This window comes from Pseudomonas putida W15Oct28, assembly GCF_000708715.2.
In the GTDB taxonomy this organism is placed as follows: domain Bacteria; phylum Pseudomonadota; class Gammaproteobacteria; order Pseudomonadales; family Pseudomonadaceae; genus Aquipseudomonas; species Aquipseudomonas putida_R.
In genome coordinates this window covers 188,432-209,738 of record NZ_JENB01000006.1, presented here as the reverse complement: position 1 = coordinate 209,738, position 21,307 = coordinate 188,432, and the positions used below count along the sequence as shown (strand labels likewise).

The 21,307-nt window shown below is 65.2% G+C and carries 19 protein-coding genes; all 19 read left to right on the top strand.

Annotation, left to right across the window (positions count from 1 at the left end; all coding sequences use genetic code 11):
- On the top strand, positions 1 to 516 hold a 516-nt coding region (locus tag AK81_RS30130), incomplete at its 5' end, for a hypothetical protein (RefSeq protein WP_043197500.1).
- A 214-nt stretch (positions 517 to 730) separates the two neighbouring features.
- Positions 731 to 6,592, top strand: coding sequence for a manganese-oxidizing multicopper oxidase MnxG (gene mnxG / locus AK81_RS06105; protein WP_043197499.1), 5,862 nt, complete (start codon positions 731 to 733; stop codon positions 6,590 to 6,592).
- A gap of 18 nt (positions 6,593 to 6,610) precedes the next feature.
- Entirely contained in the window at positions 6,611 to 8,587 is a 1,977-nt protein-coding gene (locus AK81_RS06100; RefSeq protein ID WP_043197496.1) for a cytochrome D1 domain-containing protein, read from the top strand.
- On the top strand, positions 8,584 to 9,240 hold the full coding sequence (locus AK81_RS06095) for an SCO family protein (RefSeq protein ID WP_043197494.1): 657 nt from the start codon (positions 8,584 to 8,586) through the stop codon (positions 9,238 to 9,240). Before AK81_RS06100 ends, AK81_RS06095 begins: the two co-directional genes overlap by 4 nt.
- A complete protein-coding gene (locus AK81_RS06090) occupies positions 9,237 to 9,902 on the top strand; it encodes an SCO family protein (protein ID WP_043197493.1) in 666 nt (221 codons plus the stop codon). The genes AK81_RS06095 and AK81_RS06090 overlap by 4 nt, the downstream gene beginning before the upstream one ends.
- A 233-nt stretch (positions 9,903 to 10,135) precedes the next feature.
- The gene (locus AK81_RS06085; protein WP_430297786.1) at positions 10,136 to 11,620 is read left to right on the top strand and encodes an ABC transporter substrate-binding protein; all 1,485 of its coding nucleotides are present in this window, start codon (positions 10,136 to 10,138) and stop codon (positions 11,618 to 11,620) included.
- Between the two features lie 12 nt (positions 11,621 to 11,632).
- A complete protein-coding gene (locus AK81_RS06080; protein WP_043197492.1) occupies positions 11,633 to 12,274 on the top strand; it encodes a SurA N-terminal domain-containing protein in 642 nt (213 codons plus the stop codon).
- Positions 12,275 to 12,523: 249 nt separating this feature from the next.
- Positions 12,524 to 13,057 (top strand): response regulator, encoded by a 534-nt coding sequence (locus AK81_RS06075; protein ID WP_043197491.1) that lies wholly within the window; start codon positions 12,524 to 12,526, stop codon positions 13,055 to 13,057.
- A gap of 184 nt (positions 13,058 to 13,241) precedes the next feature.
- Positions 13,242 to 14,915, top strand: coding sequence for a GspE/PulE family protein (locus AK81_RS06070; RefSeq protein ID WP_043197490.1), 1,674 nt, complete (start codon positions 13,242 to 13,244; stop codon positions 14,913 to 14,915).
- A complete protein-coding gene (locus AK81_RS06065) occupies positions 14,899 to 15,678 on the top strand; it encodes a hypothetical protein (RefSeq protein ID WP_043197489.1) in 780 nt (259 codons plus the stop codon). Before AK81_RS06070 ends, AK81_RS06065 begins: the two co-directional genes overlap by 17 nt.
- Position 15,679: 1 nt before the next feature.
- Entirely contained in the window at positions 15,680 to 16,222 is a 543-nt protein-coding gene (locus tag AK81_RS06060; protein WP_043197488.1) for a pilus assembly protein, read from the top strand.
- Positions 16,209 to 16,772 (top strand): type 4a pilus biogenesis protein PilO, encoded by a 564-nt coding sequence (pilO, locus tag AK81_RS06055; protein ID WP_043197487.1) that lies wholly within the window; start codon positions 16,209 to 16,211, stop codon positions 16,770 to 16,772. Before AK81_RS06060 ends, pilO begins: the two co-directional genes overlap by 14 nt.
- Positions 16,772 to 17,281, top strand: a complete 510-nt coding sequence (locus AK81_RS06050) for a hypothetical protein (RefSeq protein ID WP_043197486.1) — start codon at positions 16,772 to 16,774, stop codon at positions 17,279 to 17,281. The genes pilO and AK81_RS06050 overlap by 1 nt, the downstream gene beginning before the upstream one ends.
- The gene (locus AK81_RS06045; RefSeq protein WP_043197485.1) at positions 17,278 to 19,143 is read left to right on the top strand and encodes a secretin N-terminal domain-containing protein; all 1,866 of its coding nucleotides are present in this window, start codon (positions 17,278 to 17,280) and stop codon (positions 19,141 to 19,143) included. Before AK81_RS06050 ends, AK81_RS06045 begins: the two co-directional genes overlap by 4 nt.
- Positions 19,140 to 19,619 (top strand): type II secretion system protein, encoded by a 480-nt coding sequence (locus AK81_RS06040; RefSeq protein ID WP_016499461.1) that lies wholly within the window; start codon positions 19,140 to 19,142, stop codon positions 19,617 to 19,619. The genes AK81_RS06045 and AK81_RS06040 overlap by 4 nt, the downstream gene beginning before the upstream one ends.
- A 5-nt stretch (positions 19,620 to 19,624) precedes the next feature.
- A complete protein-coding gene (locus AK81_RS06035; RefSeq protein WP_043197484.1) occupies positions 19,625 to 19,999 on the top strand; it encodes a type II secretion system protein in 375 nt (124 codons plus the stop codon).
- Complete coding sequence (locus AK81_RS06030) at positions 19,974 to 20,501, top strand: type II secretion system protein (RefSeq protein WP_043197483.1); 528 nt, start codon at positions 19,974 to 19,976, stop codon at positions 20,499 to 20,501. The genes AK81_RS06035 and AK81_RS06030 overlap by 26 nt, the downstream gene beginning before the upstream one ends.
- Positions 20,498 to 20,893, top strand: a complete 396-nt coding sequence (gene csgE, locus AK81_RS06025; protein ID WP_043197482.1) for a curli production assembly/transport protein CsgE — start codon at positions 20,498 to 20,500, stop codon at positions 20,891 to 20,893. Before AK81_RS06030 ends, csgE begins: the two co-directional genes overlap by 4 nt.
- The gene (locus AK81_RS06020; protein ID WP_016487339.1) at positions 20,890 to 21,303 is read left to right on the top strand and encodes a curli assembly protein CsgF; all 414 of its coding nucleotides are present in this window, start codon (positions 20,890 to 20,892) and stop codon (positions 21,301 to 21,303) included. Before csgE ends, AK81_RS06020 begins: the two co-directional genes overlap by 4 nt.
- Positions 21,304 to 21,307 lie beyond the last annotated feature (4 nt).

Genomic DNA, 21,307 nt, shown 5'->3' with positions numbered 1-21,307 from the left:
CTTGAGGGGGAGGCGCGGGGGGTACTTGAGAAGGAGGGGGGCGATTGTTACTACAAGGCGCCTCTGCGAATCGAACCTGCAGCTGTTTTCAACGAAAACACCGAGCTATTGATCGCGCCAGCCTATCGAGCAAATTTGCCAAGCCCTGTGGGGGTCGACAAGGTCAAGGCAACAGTGGGAAGCAATGTTGCGTATTCAACGTTCGTCACCCACATCGTGCCCCCCACTCATGTGATCAGGGTCGCTAAGGTCGGCGATCAATTGAAGCTGGCACTCTGGTACTACAACGCCAGAGAACGCAAAGAGATGCAAGTACCGGCAGGTGATGTTGCCTGGAGGGTGGTGGCCGGCGATGGCAAGGTGTCCGGGGTGGGCGTTTTCACGCCGGGTTCAGAGCCCTGTAGTACGATCGTGGGGATTGATGAGCGGGATCAGGATGAGTGGCGTTGGGGGGCGACGATTTTGCCGTACCCGCTTATGCATGCTGATGAGGTCGTGAGTTTCATCCAAGGCTAAGTGACCCTTGGGCCACGGTTATGACGTGTATTTACGGGGGGCGGGTTAGGCACCGGCAAGTGCCTGCTACCCCCCGATTCGGGGAAAACCGCTGGGGCATCCTCCCCGTCTTGTTCCGATTTATAACGCAAATGTTTGAAAAACAAGCCAATTATATTCTGGCACACACCTTGCCTCTGATCCCTCCAGACTCCCCGTGTCCCGGAGGTGCAGCATGTCCATGCCACGCAAAGGCCCCCTTCTGTCATCACTCGTTCTGGCCCTGTTCGGCTGGGAATCGACCAGCGAAGCGGCCGTGCAGTGCCAGCGCACCTTGGTCGCCAATGTGGTGGCACTGGACCAGCCACTGATGTTCAACCGCCTTGGCGCGCAAAACGCCAACGGCATGATGTTCGCCCTTCGTGAAGATGTGGTGGACGATAAACAGGTCCCCCTCGGCAAGGGCGGCGCTGCAGTGCCGGGCAAGGTCACCCTGCGCCCGGACAAGCGCCCACGGCCGATTGTGCTGCGGGTAGCCGCCGGTGACTGCCTCACGGTCAACCTGACCAACCTGCTCGCCTACCAGGCCAACCCCAACAAGCACGGCATCGACCCTGAAGAAAACGAAGCCGAAGGCGAAGAGGAAGGCCCGGAGAACGAGGTCGAGAACGAAGGCGGTGAGGATTTCGTCGCCGATGAGCAGGTGAACGACCGGCATGTCGGCTTCCAGGTGAACGGCATGCAGGCGGTCAACAGCATTGGCGATATCGCCGCCAACACCGGCCGTAACGGCAACTTCCTGGTGTCGCCCGGCAACACCCGCAGCTACACCCTGTACGCCGAGCGCGAGGGTGCCTTTGCCGCCACCAGCCAGGGCGCTACGTTTGGCGGCCAGGGTGGTGCAGGTAACGTCGCCAACGGCCTGTTCGGCCAGGTAGTGGTTGTCCCCAAAGGTGGGCGAACCTTCCGCAACACCCTGACCGAAGAAGAGATGCGCCTGGCCACCACCGGCCGCACTGCCACCGGCCAACCGGTTATCGATTACCAGGCACGCTACCCGCAGACCCAACCGTGGATCAGCGAGGGCAAGGCCGGCAAGCCGATCATTGCCATGGTCGACGGCAATGAAATTCTCAACAGCGAGACCGACGCCATTGTCATGGGGCCAAACCCGGACGGCAGCTTCCCGCGCTCGACCTACCCGCTGGAAAGCGTCAATAAGCGCAACCCCGCATTGCCCAACCGCCTGGAAGCGTTCCGCGACTTCGCCTCGCAGTTCGCCGATGAGGTGGCCGCCACCCAAGCCTTCCCGGGCTACTGGGCGGACCCGGTGATGGGCCATGTGCTGGAGCCAACGCGCGATTCGTTCATGATCAACTACGGCTCTGGCGGCATGGGCGCCGAAGTGGTCGCCAACCGCCTGGGCGTGGGGCCGATGCATGACTGCCTGTCGTGCGCCTACGAGGAGTTCTTCCTCAGCGCGCACACCGTGGGCGATATCGGCACCCTGGTGGACGTACCGGCCAACGTTGGCCTGGAGAACATTCGCCCAGGCCAGACGCCGCCCGCCAGTGCCGTGGGGGTAAAGGCCAACATGGCGCTGTACCCGGCCGAGCCTGCCAACGTGCACCACAGCTACATTGGCGACTTCACCAAGTTCCGCAACACCCACAATGGCCATGAGCAGCACATCTTCCACCTGCATGGCCACCAGTGGCTGTTCAACCCCAACGACGACAACTCCGACTACATCGATGCCCAAGGCATCGGGCCGGGTATCGGCTACACCTACGAGATTGCCAACGGCGGCTCGGGCAACCGCAACCGCGTGGCGGGTGATGCCATTTACCACTGCCACTTCTACCCGCACTTCGCCCAGGGAATGTGGGCCATGTGGCGGGTGCACGATGTGTTCGAAGAAGGCACCCGGCTGGAAGTGAGCGGGCAGGGCGAGAATGGTTTTCACAGCACCCCTTTTGCCCTGCGCAGCGGCAAGCCGGCTGCTGGCGCCCGGGCATTGCCTGATGGCGAAATCGTTGCTGGTACGCCGATTCCGGCCATCGTGCCGCTGCCTGGCAAAGCCATGGCGCCGATGCCTGGCAAGGTGGTGGTAGTACCCAAACTGTCTGAGCAACTGGTCGCCGCCAACGACGATGATGATGAAGCCGACGACGAAGGCGATGACGACCACGCCAGCCAGGCGCCGGTGCGCAAAGCCGTCGGCTCGCTGGCGCTGGTCGACCGCACCGATGCCAACCGCAACGCCGATGGCACCCTGAAAAACCCGGGCTACCCGTTCTGGATCGGTGGCATGGAAAGCAGCGTCGGCAACCGCCCGCCAACCCCGCCGCTGGACATGCTCGACCCGGCCCTGGCCCGGCAGCTGAAAGACAGCGGCAAGGCCCTGTGGGCCAACCTCGACGCCAACCAGGTAGACGGCTGGGATGGCGGCCTGGGCCGTCATGCGCTGGACGGTGTTTCTGCGGGTGGCGAGGCCGTGACCACCACCACCAAGCTGGACTTCTCCAAGGTGGTGCACAAGGCCAAGCCCATCTACCTGCCTGAAGAAGGTACCGATGTCGAGCAGGCCGCCATGCAGTTCCACGCCAAGGCCGAGCACGCCAGCTTCGCCCTGATCCCTGGCAGCCAGCCGGTGGCCAAGGCGTTCCGCACCAACGGCGCCTTGCCCACTGCCGGCGCACCGTTCTACGAGCCCTGCATGGATGACCGCGGCAAGCGCCTGACCCAAACCTCGGGGGTAGGCGAGTTTGCGAGCGGTGAGAGCCTGACTGGCATGAACTTCCGTGGTTCGTCCACCTTCACCGCCGACCGCCCGCGCATCTACAAAGGTGCCAACATCCAGTTCGACGCGGTGTACAACAAGGTCGGCTACCACTTCCCGCAGGCGCGTATCCTGGCGCTGTGGGAAGACGCCTGGCCGGTGATCACCAAGCAGCGCCCGCCAGAGCCGCTGGTGATGCGCATGAATACCTTCGACTGCACCATGTACACCCACACCAACCTGATCCCGTCGTACTACGAAATGGACGACTACCAGGTGCGTACCCCGACCGACGTGATCGGCCAGCACATCCACCTGCCCAAGTGGGACCTGACGGCCGCCGACGGCTCGGCCAACGGCTGGAACTATGAAGACGGGGTTCTCTCCCCCGGCAGCGTGGTCGAGCGTGTGCATGCCATCCGCGCCTACAACGGCTGCACCGAAGGCGACAGCCGCGACGGCACCGCCGCCTGCCCGAAAGCCAAGCAGCACCCGTACTTTGGCCGCTTTGGCCGGGCAGACTGGCTGGGCGCGCGTACGGCCATGCAACGCTGGTTCGCCGACCCGTTGGTGAACGTGAACAACGTTGACCGTGGCCTGGGCACCATCTTTACCCATGACCACCTCGGCCCATCCACCCACCAGCAGCTGGGGCTTTACGCAACCGTGCTGGCCGAGCCTGCCGGCTCTACCTGGTACCACGCTGAAACCGGCGAGCAACTGTACAACCCGGCCACACGCCAGGACGGCGGGCCGACCTCGTGGCAAGCCGTGATCAAGACGGGTGACCACGATGGCGATGGCAAGAACGACAGCTACCGTGAGTTCTTCCTCGAATACAGCGACTTCCAGCATGCCTATGAAGCGGGCGTGTACGTGGGCGCTGGCCCGGACGGCGTCCCCAATGGGCAGTCTTACCCGGCCACGGCCGACAGCTTCCGCTACGCCATCAACCCGCCGGTACGGCAGAAGGCATCCAACCTGCTTGAATCGGTAGTCGAGTCGCGCGGTGGCCTGGCCCCTGGCTGCCCAAGCCGGCCTTGCCCGCAGGCGATTTCGGTCGATGACCCTGGCATGTTCGTCGTCAACTACCGCAACGAGCCGCTGGCCCTGCGGGTCTTCGACCCGAACAAGGTCGGCCCCGATGGCAAGCGCGGCATGCAGGCGGACGGCCTGGCCGGCGACCTGAGCTATGCCTTGCAGAGCCGTACCGACCGTGCGATCCCGGCCATGAACCTGGCGCCTTCGGCGATCACCTCGGCGGTTGGCCCTACCGGCGGCACCACGCTGTTCCCACCGCACATCAACAAGGCCGGCAGCGAGCCGGGTGATCCGTTCACGCCCATGCTGCGCACCTACTCCGGGGACAACGTACGGCTGCGCCTGCACGCCGGTGGCCACGAGGAGGAGCACAACGTGACCTTGCACGGCGTGAAGTGGCTGCAGAACGGTTCGGGCTTCGGTAACAGCTCCAACTCGGGCTGGAAGGCCTCGCAGATGATCGGTATTTCCGAACAGATGGGCTTCATGGCGCCGGTGTCGATGATTTCCAGCTCTGCTGCTACCAACGGCGATTACCTGTACTCCATGGACGCCGCCCTGGAAGGCTACTGGAACGGCATCTGGGGCGTGATGCGCAACTACACTGCACAACGCGCCGACCTGTTCCCGCTGCCGAACAACACGCAACCCGTGGCCATGCGCAATACCGTGAACTTTGACGGCATCTGCCCGAAAACCACGGCCAACCCCAACGGCATCGGTACCCGTACCACGGTCAAGCGCAGCTACGAGATTGTCGCGGCGCTGGCCAACGACATCCTCGAGAACCGCAACGGCGTCAGCATCAACGACCCGGCCGGTGTGGGCCAGCATGTCGGCGGCCCGCTGAAGGCCAATGGTGGCACCCTGGTGTTCAACAGCCGCAAGACCAACATCCCGCAGGTGACGGTGGTCGACGAAGAAGACGGCACCACCTTCACCGTGGGTGGCCACAGTGCACCACTGCATGACCCGACCGCCGTGCTGTATGTGCGCAAGGCCGACCTGGACGCCACCACCGGCAAGCTCAAGGCCGGTGTGCCGGTGGAGCCGCTGGTGCTGCGTGCCAACGCCGGGGACTGCATCAGCATCACCCTGGAAAACCGCCTGCCACAGGTCATGCCAGACCTGCCAAGCACGGCCGTGATGCAGAACGTGGTCAAGCGTGACCGCTTTGACAGCGAAGGCTCCACGGCCTTCAACAACAACCTGATGCGGCCGTCCAGCCATGTGGGCCTGCATGCCCAGTTGCTGGCCTACGACATCACCAAGTCGGACGGTGCCAACGTCGGTGCCAACCCGGTGCAGACCGTGCCACCCCGGGTGGGCAACAGCGGTGCCTACCCAAACCGGGTGTACCAGTACTACGCCGGCCACCTGGAGCGCGAGGGCAAACCGGTACTGCAACTGGGCCGCACGGTGGACAACATCAACACCACGGCAATCGAGTTCGGTGGCCTGAACCTGATGCCGTCGGACTTCATCAAGCAGCCACAGAAAGGCCTGGTGGGTGGCATGAGCATCTTGCCGCAGACCGCGACCTGGACCGAGGACACCGCCAGCCGGGCCCAGGCCACGGTCAAGGTCACAGGCCAAGCCGATTACCGCGACCTGGTAACGGTGTGGCAGCGCTCGATGAACATGCGCTGGGCTGACGGCCGCCCGGTCGAAGGCATCGCCACCGAAGGCAATGGCGTGCCGGGGGACCCGAAAGACAACGGCAACATGGCCATGAACTACAAGACCGAACCGCTGTGGCTGCGCTTTGGCCTGGCGCCGGATGCACCGTTCGGCCATGCCGATGGCTTCGGTTTTGCCGATGTGCCTAACGCGCACATGGCCTACAGCAACGCCCTGGTCGGCGGTGACCCGCAAACCCCGGTGCTGTACGCCAAACCTGGCCAGCCGGTGCGCAGCCATGTGCTGATGCCCAGCGGTGGCAGCCGCGGCATCACCTATCAGCTGGACGGGCACCTGTGGCCATTGCACAACTACCAGGCCGAGAAAAGTGACGCGGACGGCTACCCGATGAACCTGCCTGGCATCGGTTCGGTGCGCTTCGGCTACAACCCGATGGCCATGTACATCGGTGCCCAGGAAAGCGTACTGCCAGCGGCGCACTTCAGCTTCATGCTGCCGAGTGCCGGCGGTGCCAACGCGGTGGCGGGTGACTACCTGTTCCGCGACTACGCCGCCTACGGCAACGTCTCGGGGCTGTGGGGGATTCTGCGGGTGACCAACGAAGCGCCGCCGGCAACGGCCGCGGCGCAGTGACGGAAGGGGAGCGCGAGCATGAACAAAAAGACTCGCCCTGCTTACTTGGGGGTAGTGCTGGGAGTGGCGCTGATCGGCCTGGGCGTGGCGTATGAAAAGCTCTGGTGCGATCCCCGCGAGCTGTTGCAGGAACCTGCCGACCCGCAGGCCCTGCACCGGCTCAGCCGGGACGGCGTGACCGTGGAGTTCGAGGCCCGGCCGCTGGCCGGGGGCGAGTTGAAGGAAGGCGCCTTCGCCAACATCCGCTTCAAGGTCAGCGACCAGACCAGTGGCCAGCCGCTGTCGGGCATGGCCCCGGGGGCGTGGATCGACCCGGCGCAGTCGGCGCCCATAGGCGACCGCAACCAAAGCTGCAAGGCGCGGGTTGCGCTGTTTCTCAAGAGCAGCATCGGCGCCCGGCCGCTGCTCGACCTGAACAGCTACTTCCTGTTGATGCTTAACAACGACGCCAGCCTGACGGTGATCGACCCGACCGTTTCGGTGGGTGGCGTGACCAGCACCATGGCCCGCATCGACCTGCCCGGGCGGCCCATGGACTGGGTGGCTACCGGCGACGACAAGCAGGTGTTCGTGTCCATCCCCGAGCGCGGCAAGGTGGCGGTGATCGATACCGAAACCTTCACCCGCGTGGCCGACCTGGACGCCGGTGACCAGCCGCTGCGCGTGGCCTTGCAACCCGACCAGCATCGGTTGTGGGTAGGCAACAACAGCAGTGACCCGGCCAAGGGTGGGGTGACGGTGATCGACGTGCCAGGGCGTACCACCCTGAAAAGCTTCAACACCGGCACCGGGCACCACGAAATCGCCTTCAGCGCCGACTCGCGTTTTGCCTATGTCAGCAACCGTGACAGCGGCACCCTGAGCGTCATTGATATCCCGGAAATGCGCCTTGCCAAAACCATCAAGGTTGGCCCGCACCCGCTGTCGGTCAGCTACTCGGCGCTGTCCCAGGCCGTTTACGTGGTGGACGGCGAGGAGGGCAGCGTGCGGGTGTTCGATGCCCGCAGCCACCAGCTGCGCCACACGGTCACGGCCGAGCAGGGTCTGGGGCCAATGCGTTTCAGCAGCGATGGCCGCTACGGCGTGGTACTCAACACTCTTGAGAACCAGGCCCTGGTGATCGATGCCAGTACCGACAAGCTGATCCACCACATCCCGGTAGCGGCCGAACCCTATCAGCTGACCTTCACCAAGGGCTATGCCTATGTGCGCGGCCTGGCCTCGCCGAAAGTGACCATGATCAACCTGTCCAGCCTGGGCGAAGGGCGCACGCCGATCGTCCAGGGCTTCGAGGCCGGCCCGGCAGCGCCGCGCCAGGCCGGTGACCTGCCACTGGCCCAAGGGTTGTCGGTGTCGCGTGATGACAATTCGGTGTTTGTGGTCAACCCGGTGGACAACACCACCTACTTCTACGCCGAGGGCATGAATGCGCCGATGTCCGGCTACAACAACCGTGGTCACCAGGCCCGCGCCGCCATCGTCGTCGACCGCAGCCTGCGCGAGGTGGCGCCCGGGGTGTACGGCTCGACGGTGAAACTGCCCGCTGCCGGCAAGTTCGACGTGGCCTTCCTGCTCAACCAGCCGCAGATCATCCACTGCTTCAGCGCCGATGTCGCCGAAGCGCCCAATGCCGGCAAGCGCAAGGCCGCGCATGCCGAGTTCATCGGCCTGGACCAACCGATGCCGCAGCACAGCGCCATTACCGCACGGGTGCGTATCGTCGGCGACGACGGCCAGCCGCGGCTGGGCCTGAACGACCTGAGCCTGCGCTACTTCCTGGCGCCGTCGTCGATGCCGCGCAACCTGCAGTTGCAGGAAGTAGGCGAGGGGGTCTACCAGGCAGCCCTCACACTGCCCGAAGCCGGCGCCTGGTACCTGCATGTGCAGTCCCCATCTTTGGGGCGCAAGTTTGCCGAAGAAAACTACACCAGCCTGCGCATCCTGCCGGCCGCAGCGACCAACGCTTCCCAGACTGAATTGAGGAGTGTGCGATGAACGCCAAGCATTCTTTGCAACTGCTGACCCTGAGCCTGGCACTTGCCAGCAACCTGGCCCTGGCCCACGCCGGCCACGATCACAAAGGCCACGCCGAACAGCCACCGGCGGCTCGCCAGGAAAAGACCAGTGTGCGCTTTGCCGACGTTTCCCTGCTGAACCAGGACGGCATGCCGGTGCGCCTGGAGAAGGACCTGGTCGGTGACCACCTGGTGGTCATGGGCTTCATCTACACCAGCTGCACCACGGTGTGCCCGGTGGTGTCGTCGATCATGGGCAAGGTCCAGCAACAGCTGGGTGGCCGGGTAGGCGAAGAAATCCACATGGTATCGATCAGCGTCGACCCGCAGCGTGACGACGCCAAGCGCCTGCAAGACTACGCCAAGGCCTTCCAGAAGGGGCCGGGCTGGAGCTGGCTGACCGGCACCCCGTACGCCGTCACCGAAACCCTCAAGGGCCTGGGCAGCTTCAGCGCCGACCTCAGCCAGCACCCGCCGCTGATCCTGGTGGGTGACGGGCGCAGCGGGCACTGGACGCGCTACTACGGCTTCACCGACCCCACCGTACTGATCGAAGAAATCAACCGTCTCAGCGCCCGCCGGGTGCATGCCAAGAGCACGGCCATTGCCGACCACCATGAGGTGCAACCATGAGCTCTGTAACCTCCCGCCGCGGCGGCATGCGCGCTTTCGACTGGCTGGTGCTGGGCGGCTGCCTGTGGATTCTCGCTTCTGTGGCCTTCGCCCATGAAGGCCACCTGGAGCAGGCCCCCGAGCCACAGCCCGCCCCCCAGGCGATGACCAGTGGCGGCGGCACCCGCGATGCCCAGACCTGGTTCACCGATACTGTGCTGAAAGACCAGAACGGCCGCGAGCTGCGGTTTTACAGCGATGTGCTCAAGGACAAGGTGGTGATGCTGAACGTGATCTTCACCCACTGCACCGATGCCTGCCCGCTGATCACCCGCAAGCTGCGCGAAGTGCGCGAGGCCATGGGCCAGCCACTGGCCAGCCAGGTGACCTTCGTGTCGATCAGCAGCGACCCGCTCAACGATACCCCGCAGGCACTCAAGGCGTTTGCCGAGAAGCAGGGTGTGGATGGGCCGAACTGGCTGTTTCTGACTGGCGACAAGGCCAATGTCGACCTGGTGCTTGGCCGCATCGGCCAGTTCCTGCCCAGCCCCGAGCAGCACTCCACGCAGCTGATTGCCGGCGATGTGGCGGGCAAACGCTGGAGCAAGATCCGCCCGGATGCGCCGCCCGCGGCCATTGCCCAGCGCATGCAGCTGCTGGCCCAGCCTTTGGCAGGCCGGTGAGCATCATGCTCAGTACTTCACCAGTGCCGACGCGAACCCTTGTAGGAGCGGCCTTGTGTCGCGATCGGGCGCGCAGCGGCCGCTGGACCAGCGAATGTGTTTCATCAGGTCCTGCGCCTGTGCCGGTTTTGCGGCCGCTGCGCGCCCGATCGCGACACAAGGCCGCTCCTACAGGGATTCGCGCCGGCATTGAAAAAGTACTGCGCTATCTGGCATTCGCATTAGGCATTGCCCTGTGTAGCGGTGCCTCAGCCCTTGACCTGACCGAGCACGAACAAGCCGGCAAACGCCTCTACCGCGAGGGCGTTTCCAGCAGCGATGCACAATTGCAGGCCCGGGTCGGCGCCAGCGACATCAGTGTGCCCGCCAGCGTGCTGCCCTGCGCCAGCTGCCACGGCAACGACGGCCGTGGCCGCGCCGAAGGCGGCGTGCGCCCGCCCAACCTGGACTGGCAACGCCTGGCACAAGGCCAGGGCGCACGCGAAGCCAATGGCCGCAGCTACCCGGCCTATACCGACCGCAGCCTGGCCCGGGCCATCCAGCATGGCGTAGACCCGGCCGGCAATCGCCTGGACCCGGCCATGCCACGCTTCGAACTGACCATGGCCGACCAGCGCAACCTTACCGCCTACCTCAAGCGCCTGGCCGATGAACGCGACCCCGGCATAGAGGAGAGCGTACTGCGCCTGGGCACCTTGCTGCCGGCATCCGGCCCGCTGGCCGAAGCCGGGCAGGTGGTACGTGCGGTGCTGGAAGACGGGCTGGCGCAACTCAACCAGCAAGGCGGCATTCATGGGCGGCGCCTGGAGTTGGTTGTGCTGGACCCTGGTTTCGACCCGGCCAGTGCCGAGCAAGCCTTGCAGCAGTTGCTGGAGCAGGAGCGTGTGTTCGCCCTGATTTCCCCCCTTGCACCGATGCTCGACCCGCGCCTGACTACCTTGCTGGCGCCACAGAATGTGCCCCTGATTGGCAGTACCCCGCGCAGCGGCGGCAGCGCACAGATCTTCGACCCGCTGCCCGGCCTGCCTGCGCAATTGCTGAGCCTGGCGGGCCACGCCCGTGCCGGGTTGGGCCTTGCACCGGGCGACTTGCGCGTGGTGTACGCCGGCAACGAGCAGGCAGCGGCAGCCGAGCAGGTACGCGAGCGCCTGTTGCAGGAAGGCTGGGCGCCCCCCGCCATCGAGGCCTTCGACGGCCAGGCCGTGGACGGGCAGGGCATCGTCTTCCTCGGCCGCGCCCAGGCATTTGTCGAGCTGGCGACGGCGTTGCAGGCAACAGGCCGCCAGCCCTACCTGTTCGCCGCTTCCAGCCAGGTAGCCGGCGCCGTGGCGCGCTTGCCCGAGCAATGGTCGCAACGGGTGTTCCTGGCCTACCCCTATGTGCCCGAAGACTGGACCGAGCAGGGCCTGGCCACCCTCGCCGGGCTGCAGCAGCGCCAGGGCCTGGACCCACGCCAGGCGTCGTTGCAGGTCAATACCCTGTGTGCCCTGCGCCTGCTGAGCGAAGCGCTGAAACAGATTGGCCGTGACGCCAGCCGTGAACAGCTGATTGGCGCACTGGAAGGCCTGCACGATGTGTCTACCGGCCTGACCCCGGCGCTGGGCTTCGGCCCCGGTCGCCGCCAGGGCATGGCCGGTGCCCATGTGGTGGCGGTGGCCCTGCCCGGGCCGCGCTTTACCGCAGTTACCCCATACCGGCCGGTGCCGGACAGCCTTTGAGTGGAGGTTGCCATGCGAATTGTGTTGCTGTGCCTGTTGCTGGTAATGGCCAAGGCGAGCTGGGCCGATGTACCTGTTGCACGGGTCAATGGCGTGGAGATCGGGTTGACGCGCCTGGAGCGCTATTTCAGCGAATACCTGGCCGCCCAGGGCCGCGCGGTGACCAGCATCCGCAACCCGGGCCTGTACAAGCGCCTGCGCGATCAGGCGCTGAATGAGCTGATCGACAAGGAGTTGCTGTGGCAGGAGGCGCGGCGCCAAGGCATTGCCATCAGCGACGAGCAAGTGTCGGCGCATGTCGGCGAGGTAGAAGCCGCGTTCGGCAGCCCGGCAATTTTCGAACGGCGTCTGGCAGAGGCGGGCTTTGATAGGGCACAGTACACTGAGTACACCCGGCAAGACATGGCGGCCCAGCAGGTGTATGCCCAGCTCAGCGCAGTCGACGCGCCGAGCCCGGCCGAAGTGCAGGCATTCTACGATGCCAACCGAGAAACACTGCAAGGAGCGCAGAACCAAAGTGATAACCCTTCGGTCATACACGAACAGAGCCTGGTCCTGGCCGGGGCCGCGCTCATCGGCGAGCGCGAGGCGCAAGCGCGCCAGTCCGTGCGCCAACGTTTGCGTGATTCCGCTAAAGTGGAGATCGCTGACTGAAGCCCCTGATGGCGTTTCCCCCAATGCTGGGGATTTGCGGTTTGGCAATGTGCCATCATTTCCCCCGCTTGTGGGGAACCGGGCGGGTGCGCCTACTCGCCGTGTTTCGGGTGCTGGCCGGCACCCTTTGCAAATCAATAACTTACAGCGGTGCAACATGACTATTCACGCCTGGCACGAAGCCTGCTCAAGCCTTTACAAGGGCGCACTTCGCGGACCGGGTAACCGGGCAGTTCTTGGGAGTCGACCTTGGTGAACAGAGTATTGGTAGTCGATGACGAACAGACCCTTGCGCAGAACCTGCAAGCGTACCTGCAGGCGCAAGGCCTGGAAGTTCATGTTGCCCACGACGGTGCTAGTGGTATCGAACAGGCTGAACGCCTGGAACCACAAGTGATCGTGCTGGATTACCGCTTGCCCGACATGGAAGGTTTTCAGGTTCTGGAGGCTGTACGCAAGAACAGGCAGTGCCACTTCATGCTGATCACCGCCCACCCCACCGTCGAGGTGCGTGAGCGGGCCGCGGAGCTGGGTGTGAGCCATGTCCTGTTCAAGCCGTTCCCACTTGCGGAACTGGCCCGTGCAATCTTCGACCTGATGGGCATCGAGCGCCGGCGCAGGGCCACGGACAACCCGGCTGAAGGGTTCGTCGAACGACGCCAGAACAGGAACGAATCGTTCCCCCTGCAGTTGTACGATGGAAGCTGGGTGTTGGCTGACCGCCGCCGTAACGGCGCCAAGCCACCAGGGCCCGACGACGATCAACTGCTCACAGGGGAATAGCGGCGCCCGCACCCCTGGCTGAGCCAGCCTGCGACGCGCCCCCTGAGCGGAGTCGCAGGCCATGCCAGAAGCATTCGATGCAACCCGGGATCTGCAACAGCCTGCACCGGCCTCTTCGCGGGCATGCCCGCTCCCACAGGATTCGCGTGATCTTCAGGTTTGCAGTGAACCTGTGGGAGCGGGCATGCCCGCGAAGAATCCGCCACCCTTCTCAGCCTACCCCCGCGACCTGCTGGCCCAGGCCCGTCTGCAAGCCAGCGACGAGCGCCTGCTCAACTGCCTGGAACGCCTTGCCTGCGACAACCCCGATACCTTCACCCGTCGCCTGGGCCTGACCCTGCATTACCCGGTGCTGGACAGCCATACCCTGCTGGCCAGCAGCCCACGCTTTGACAAGGTCAGCCTCGCCGCGTGCCTGAAGCGCGAATTCGTGCTGATCGAGCAGGGCGGCCAGCTGTTGGGCGTGTTCGCCGACCCCTTCGACCCCGCCCGCCTGGCCTGGATCGACGATGTGCTGCAAGGCGCGCCGCTGTACCTGGCCCACGCCGCCGAACTGGCCACCTTCCTGGCCCGCCATGAAGAAAGCTTCCACGCCGTCGATGCCCTTGACCATGACGCCGAGGCCAGCAGCGAAGGCGACCCGCTGCAACGCCTGTCGCTGGCCAGCATCAGCGAAGACCAGAGCCGCGTGGTCAAGCTGGTCAACTCCACCCTGTACGACGCCCTCAAGCTGCACGCCAGCGACATCCACCTGGGCATGACCGGCCAGGGCCTGACCATCAAGTACCGCATCGACGGTGTGCTCAACGGCGCCGGCAAGGCCAGTGGCAGTGCCTTTGCCGACCAGGTGATCTCGCGCATCAAGGTTATGGCCGAACTGGACATCGGCGAAAAACGCGTGCCCCAGGACGGCCGATTCAAGGTTGCCGTGGGCGACCGGCAGATCGACTTCCGTGTATCGATCATGCCCAGCATCTTTGGCGAAGACGCCGTGCTGCGGGTGCTCGACAAGCAGGACTTGTCCGACCGGGTCAGCGGTGTGCAGTTGCAGGCCCTGGGCTTTGCCGACGAAACCCTGCGCGCCCTGCGCCGGCTGGCTGCCGAACCCTACGGCATGATCCTGGTCACCGGCCCCACCGGCAGCGGCAAGACCACCACCCTGTACGCCATGATCAGCGAGATCAACCATGGCGTGGACAAGATCATCACCATCGAAGACCCGGTCGAGTACCAGCTGCCTGGCGTGTTGCAGATCCCGGTCAACGAGAAGAAGGGCCTGACTTTCGCCCGCGGCCTGCGCTCGATCCTGCGCCACGACCCGGACAAGATCCTGGTCGGTGAAATCCGCGACCCGGACACTGCGCAAATTGCCGTGCAGTCGGCGCTTACCGGCCACCTGGTGTTCACCACCATCCACGCCAACAACGTGTTTGACGTGATCGGCCGCTTCAGCCAGATGCAGGTCGACCCCTACAGCTTCGTTTCTGCACTGAATGCGGTGCTGGCTCAGCGCCTGATTCGCCTGGCCTGCACGCATTGCTCCAGCCCCTGCGAAGTGGATGACGACACCCTGTATGGCTCTGGCCTGACCCGCGAAGGCGTGGCCGGCTGGAAGTTCGTCCGCGTGCAGGGCTGCGGCCAGTGCCGGGGCAGTGGCTTCCGTGGCCGTAGCGCGATCGCTGAACTGCTGCACCTGGACGACGACCTGCGGCAGATGATCGTCGAGCGCCGCCCCCTGTCGCAAATCAAGACACTTGCCTGCCAGCGCGGCCTGCGCCTGCTGCGGGCTTCGGCCCTGGACCTGGTCCGCGATGGCCGCACCACCCTTGAGGAGATCAACCGTGTCACATTCATCTGAGCGTTTCTGCGCCGTGCTTGGCGCCGAGGGTGTCGGCTTGGGTTGCTGGCACAAACACCAACACCAGTGGCTGGGCAGCCGCGAGTTCAGTTGCGACGCCGCCCAGCCAGCCTGGGAAGCCGCCGTTGACGCGCTGGGCGGGCTGTTGGCCGAGCATGCCGTACGGGGCGCCCAGTTGCGGGTGCTGCTGTCGGCCCGCTACAGCCGCTTCTGCCTGGTGCCCTGGAGTGATGCCATCGGCCACCCGCGCGAGCTGGACGCCTATGCCCGGGCCTGCTTCGAAAACCTCTACGGGCAGCCGCTGGACGACTGGCGCATCGTGCTGTCGCCCGAGCCTGCCGGTGCCGCCCGCATCGCCACGGCGCTGCCCGAAGCCCTGCTGCAACGGTTGCAGGGGCTGGGCCGGGAAAGCCGCCTGAGCCTGCGCTCGGTGCAGCCGTACCTGATGGCCGCCTACAACCGCTGCTCGCCACAGCTGGAGCAGGGCGACTTCCTGTTCGTGCTGGCCGAGCCGCGCCGCAGCGTGCTGCTGCTGGCCGCCGGCGGCGCCTGGCAGCAAGTGCTGGCGCAAGGCTGCGCCGACAGCGACCAGGCCCTGCAAGCGTTGATCGAGCGCACCTGCGAGCTGTATGGCGAGCGCTTGCCACGGGTGTACCTGCATGCCCCGGGCCGGGGCGACGTGCCGCAACTGGCGGCGGTGCAGCTGTGCCAGCCGGCCAGCGAAGCCGACCCCCTGTGCGCCATGTGGCGGGCGGTGGCCTGACATGCGCCGCCTCGAACTGGAATTCCAACCCCGGCGCAGCGGCCCATTGGCCTGGTCGCTGCTGGCCCTGGGCGGTGCCATGGTCGCCGGCCTGGTGCTGCTGCAACAAAACCTGCAGGCCGAGCAGGTAGACCTTGAGGCCAGCGTGCACAGCCTGGAGCTGCAACTGGGCCGTCGCCCGGCCACCACTGCCCCGCAAAGCACCGCTGCCAGCCGTGAGCAGGCCGAGCGGCTGGCACAGATGCGCAGCGTGTCGCAACAACTGCAACGCCCCTGGCAGCAGCTGTTCGCCATGCTCGAAGCCTTGCCGCAGGACGATGTCGCGCTGCTCGGCCTGACCCCGGACGCGCGCAAGGGCCAGGTCCGTATCGCTGCCGAAGCACGCAACCTGGAAGCGATGCTGCAGTACCACCAGCGCCTGGAAGCCAGCGATGAGCTCAGCGATGTATCGCTGCTCAACCACGAAGTGTTGGCCGCGCAGCCTGAGCACCCGGTGCGCTTCACCCTCACCGCCACCTGGGAGACTGGCCATGCGCGCCCTTGAATCGCTGAACAGTCTGCTCCTCCAGGAACGCCTGCGCCGCGTCGGCCCGGTTGGCCTGGCCGCCGTCGCCGTGGGCGTGCTGGCGGTGGGCGTGGTGTGCGCCGGGGTGCTGCCGCAGTGGCAGAGCGTACGCGAGCTGCGCGCCACCGAAGCGGACGCCAGTGTGCAGGTCGGGCGGGTCAAGCGTGGCGAGGTGAAGATCGCCGTCAAGCCCGAGCAGCAGGCCCTCGACAGCCTTCGCCAGCAATTGCCGGGGCAGCCCCAGGCCAGCGAGTTGATCGAGCGCCTGTACCACCTGGCCAGCGCCGAGCACATCAGCCTGGCGCGCGGTGAGTACGCCCTGGGCATCGATCCCAAGACCCAGCTGGCGCGCTACCAGATCGTACTGCCGGTGCGCGGCAGCTACCCGCAGATTCGCGCCTTTATCAAAGGCCTGCTGAAGCAGCTGCCGACCCTGGTGCTGGAAGACCTCGAGCTGCAACGCAAACGCATCGGCGACAGCGAGCTGAATGCCCGCCTGCGCATGACCCTTTACCTGTCGAGGTCGTGATGAACACACAACGTGCAGTCATCTGGGCCAGCTTCCTCGGCGTGAGCGCCATCATTGCCTGGGCACCAGGGCACTGGTTCGGCCAGGAAGACAGCGTCGCGGCCTTCGCGGGCTCGCCCGCTCCCACAGGTTCTGCGGCACCCACAAATCCTGTGGGAGCGGGCTCGCCCGCGAAAGGGCCGGAACAGGCCTCCAGAGACCTGTTCCCAACCCAGCAATGGACCAAACCCCAAGCCCTGGCCACCGTCACCGAACAACCCGTGGCTGTCGTGCCCGTCGTGGCCGCAGCGCCGACCGCCCCGGAGCTGCCGTTCCAGTTCATCGGCCGCATGGGCAACAACGACGACCTGCAGATCTTCCTGCAGAGCGGCGAAAAACTCTACGTCGTGCGCCAGGGCGACGTCATCGAAGACACGTATCGCCTCGATCGGGTATCGGCCAACGAGCTGAGCCTGGTCTACCTGCCCTTGCACCAGTCGCAGACCTTGTCTGTCGGGAGCGCACCATGAAGTCGTCAAAGCTGTGCAAGCCTGCTCCGTTCCTGCTGTTGGCGTTGTGCGTGGCCATTGCCGGCTGCGGCTCCAGCGCGGTACGCAAGGACAGCGACCAGTTGATGAAGGAGGGCCAGTACGAAGCCGGCATCGCCCGGCTGGAAGAAGCCCTGCGCGAGGACCCGCGTGACACCGAGCTGAACATCGCCCTGGCCCACAGCCGCCAGGCCGCCGTGGAAGCACTGCTGACCCAGGCCGATGCCGACCGTATCCGCCACGACTTTGCCAATGCCCGCATGGGTTATGGCCGGGTGCTGACCCTGGAACCGAACAACCGCCGCGCCCAGGAAGGTACTCGCCAGCTGGAGCTGATCCGTACCCTCGACGAGCGCGTGGCCCTGGGCCAGGCAGCATTGCGCCAGGGCGACCTGTTCGGCGCCGAGCGCTACACCCGCGAAGTGCTGCGCCTGGACCCGCAAAACCAGAAAGGCATGGCCCTGCGCAGCGACATCGAGAACGTCCAGGCACGCACCGCGCAGCCCTTCCCGCAGCTGCGCAGCAAGCTGGACCGGCCGGTCACCCTGGAGTTTCGCGATGCCAACCTGAAGACCATTTTCGAGGTGCTCTCCCAGGTCGCCGGCATCAATTTCATCTTCGACAAAGACATGCGCCCAGACATGAAGGCGACCATCTTCGTGCGTGAAGTGCGCATCGAAGACGCCGTGGCGCTGTTGCTGGAGCAGAACCAGCTGCGCCAGAAGATCGTCAACGACAACACCCTGATGGTGTACCCCGACTCGCCGCAAAAGACCAAGGACTATCAGGAACTGGTCATGCGCACCTTCTACCTGACCAGCATCGACGCCAACACCGCGCTGAACATGGTCAAGACCATGCTCAAGACCCGCGACGTGTTCGTTGACGAGCGCCTCAACACCCTGACCATGCGCGACACCCCCGATGCCGTGCGCATGGCCGAGAAGCTGCTGCAGTCGCAAGACCAGTCCAACCCCGAGGTGGTGCTGGAGGTGGAGGTGATGGAGGTGGCCACCTCGCGCATCCTCGACCTTGGCCTGCAATGGCCCAACACCTTCGGCGTGCTGAGTTCCGACGGCAAGTCGGTGAGCGTGCTCGACCAGCTGCGTGGCATCGACTCCAGCCGCATCAGCATCTCGCCGGCACCGCAGGCCAAGATCAATGCCCAGGACAAGGACATCAACACCTTGGCCAGCCCGGTGATTCGCGTCAGCAACCGCGAGCAGGCACGCATTCACATCGGCCAGCGAGTGCCGATCATCAGCGCCACTTCGGTGCCGTCCACCCAGGGCCCGGTGATCACCGAAAGCGTCACCTACCTGGACGTGGGTCTCAAGCTTGAAGTGCAACCCACCGTGCACCTGAACAACGAAGTGGCGATCAAGGTGGCCCTGGAAGTGAGCAACGCCACCCCGCTGGAGGCCACCCGCCAGGGCACCATCCCGGTCCAGGTCGACACCCGCAACGCCCAGACCACCTTGCGCCTGCACGATGGCGAAACCCAGGTACTGGCCGGCCTGGTGCGCAACGACCACAACGCCAGCGGCAACAAGATCCCGGGGCTGGGTGATATCCCGGGCCTGGGCCGGCTGTTCGGCAGCAACAAGGACGACATGAGCAAGTCCGAGCTGGTGCTGGCGATCACCCCGCGCATCGTGCGCAACCTGCCGTACCAGAGCCCGTCGGACATGGAGTTTTCCACCGGCACCGAGTCGGCCATGCAGGTACGCCAGATGGCGCCGCTGCCGCCAATCGACGTGCCCGGCAACGCGCCGACCACCGACGCACCGGTCGTGGACAGCCAGATGGCAGTGGCCCCGGTCAACGGGAGCCCACGGCCATGAAAGCCCGGCGCCGCATGCAGGGCTTCAGCCTGATCGAGGTGGTGCTGACCCTGGCACTGCTCGGGCTGCTGGCCAGCATGGCCGCGCCGCTGACCGAAACCGTGGTGCGCCGCGGCAAGGAGCAGCAACTGCGCGAGGCGCTGTACCAGATTCGTGATGCCATCGACGCTTACAAGCGGGCCTTCGACGCGGGCTACATCGAGAAGCGCCTGGACGCCAGCGGCTATCCGCCGAACCTGCAGGTGCTGGTGGACGGCGTGCGCGATGTGCGCAGTGCCAAGGGCGCCAAGTTCTACTTCCTGCGGCGCATCCCGCACGACCCGCTGGTGGCGGCCAAGGATGAAGACGAAGGTGGCTGGGGCCTGCGCGCCTATGACAGTAGCCCCGACAACCCGCGCGAAGGCGAAGACGTGTTCGACGTGTACTCCAGGGCCCGTGGCAAAGGCCTCAACAGCATCCCTTACGGGCAATGGTGACAGCCATGAAACGCAGCAAAGGCTTCACCCTGATCGAACTGCTGGTGGTCATGGCGATCATCGCCACGCTGCTGACCATCGCCATGCCGCGTTACTTCAACAGCCTGGAAAGCTCCCGTGAAGCCACCCTGCGCCAGAGCCTGGCGGTGCTGCGCGAGTCGCTGGACCACTACTACGGCGACACCGGTCACTACCCGGATTCGCTGGAGCAACTGGTGGAGCAACGTTACCTGCGCAACACCCCGGTCGACCCGATCACCGAGCGCAGCGATGCCTGGCAGCTGGTGCCACCGCCCGAGGGCGTGGCCGGCGGCGTGGCCGATATCAAGAGCGGTGCCACAGGGAGGGCGCGTGATGGCAGCCTCTTCGCTGAGTGGTAAGGCCGACGGCGGCTTCACCTACCTGGGCGTGCTGCTGCTGATTGCGGTCAGCAGCGTGGCCCTGGCCGCCACTGGCACGATCTGGGCCAGTGCCGCCCAGCGCGACCGCGAGCGCCAACTGCTGTGGGTGGGCAGCCAGTACGCCCAGGCCCTGCGCAGCTACTACCGTGCCTCGCCGGGCCTGGCCCAGTACCCGCAGGAGCTGGCCGACCTGGTGCAGGACAACCGCTTCCCGCAGGCCCAACGGCACATTCGCAGGCTTTACCCCGACCCCATCACCAACAGCGACGAATGGGGCCTGATGCGCGCGATCGACGGCCGCATCACCGGCGTATACAGCCGCTCGGACGCCACCCCGTTCAAGCACAGTGGCTTCAGCGCCGAATGGACCGGTTTCGAAGGGCTGGAACACTACAGCGACTGGCAGTTCGTCGCCGAGCAGGCCTTCAGCGAAAGTGCCGGCGGCGTGCAGACCCACAGCGGCCCGGGAGACACGCCATGAATACCTTGGCTGCGCTGTGCCTGGGCCTGCTGCTGGCGCTGGCCACTTCGGCCAAGGCCGGGAGCGAAGACGAGATGCAGGGCTTCATCGTCGACAACACCATTTCGCATATCGGCCACGATTTTTACTACTACTTCGCCGATCGCCTGCGCGCCACCAGCCGGCTGGATTTCAACCTGGTGGTACGCGAACGCCCGGATGCCCGCTGGGGCAGCCTGGTCACCGTGGAGTTCGAGCGGGAAGTGATGTACCGCCGCTTCCTGCCACCGAACACCACCGAGCTTAAAGACGAGGCCGTGGCAGCCGCCGACCTGGTCAAGCAGCAGATCATTCAACGCAAGCTGCAACGCCTGCTACAGGACACCACCGACTTGGAGAGGGACGAGCTATGAACCACCGCATTCCACGTTGCATTGCCGCCTGCCTGCTGGCCAGCGCTTGCGCTGCCCAGGCCACCGAGCTGGTGTACACCCCGGTCAACCCGGCCTTTGGCGGCAACCCGTTGAACGGCACCTGGCTGCTGAACAACGCCCAGGCGCAGAACGATTACGACGACCCCGACCTCAAGGACCGTGCCTCGGCCTTTACCGGCACCACGGCCCTGGAGCGCTTCAGCAACCAGCTGGAGTCGCGGATGTTGTCGCAGTTGCTGGACAACATCAGCAACGGCAGCACCGGCAGCATGGCGACCGATGCGTTTCTCATCGACGTCATCGACGATTCCGGGGCCTTGAGCATCAAGGTCACTGATCGTGCCACAGGAGAAATTTCGATCATTGAGGTCAGCGGCCTGAACCCCTGAGAGG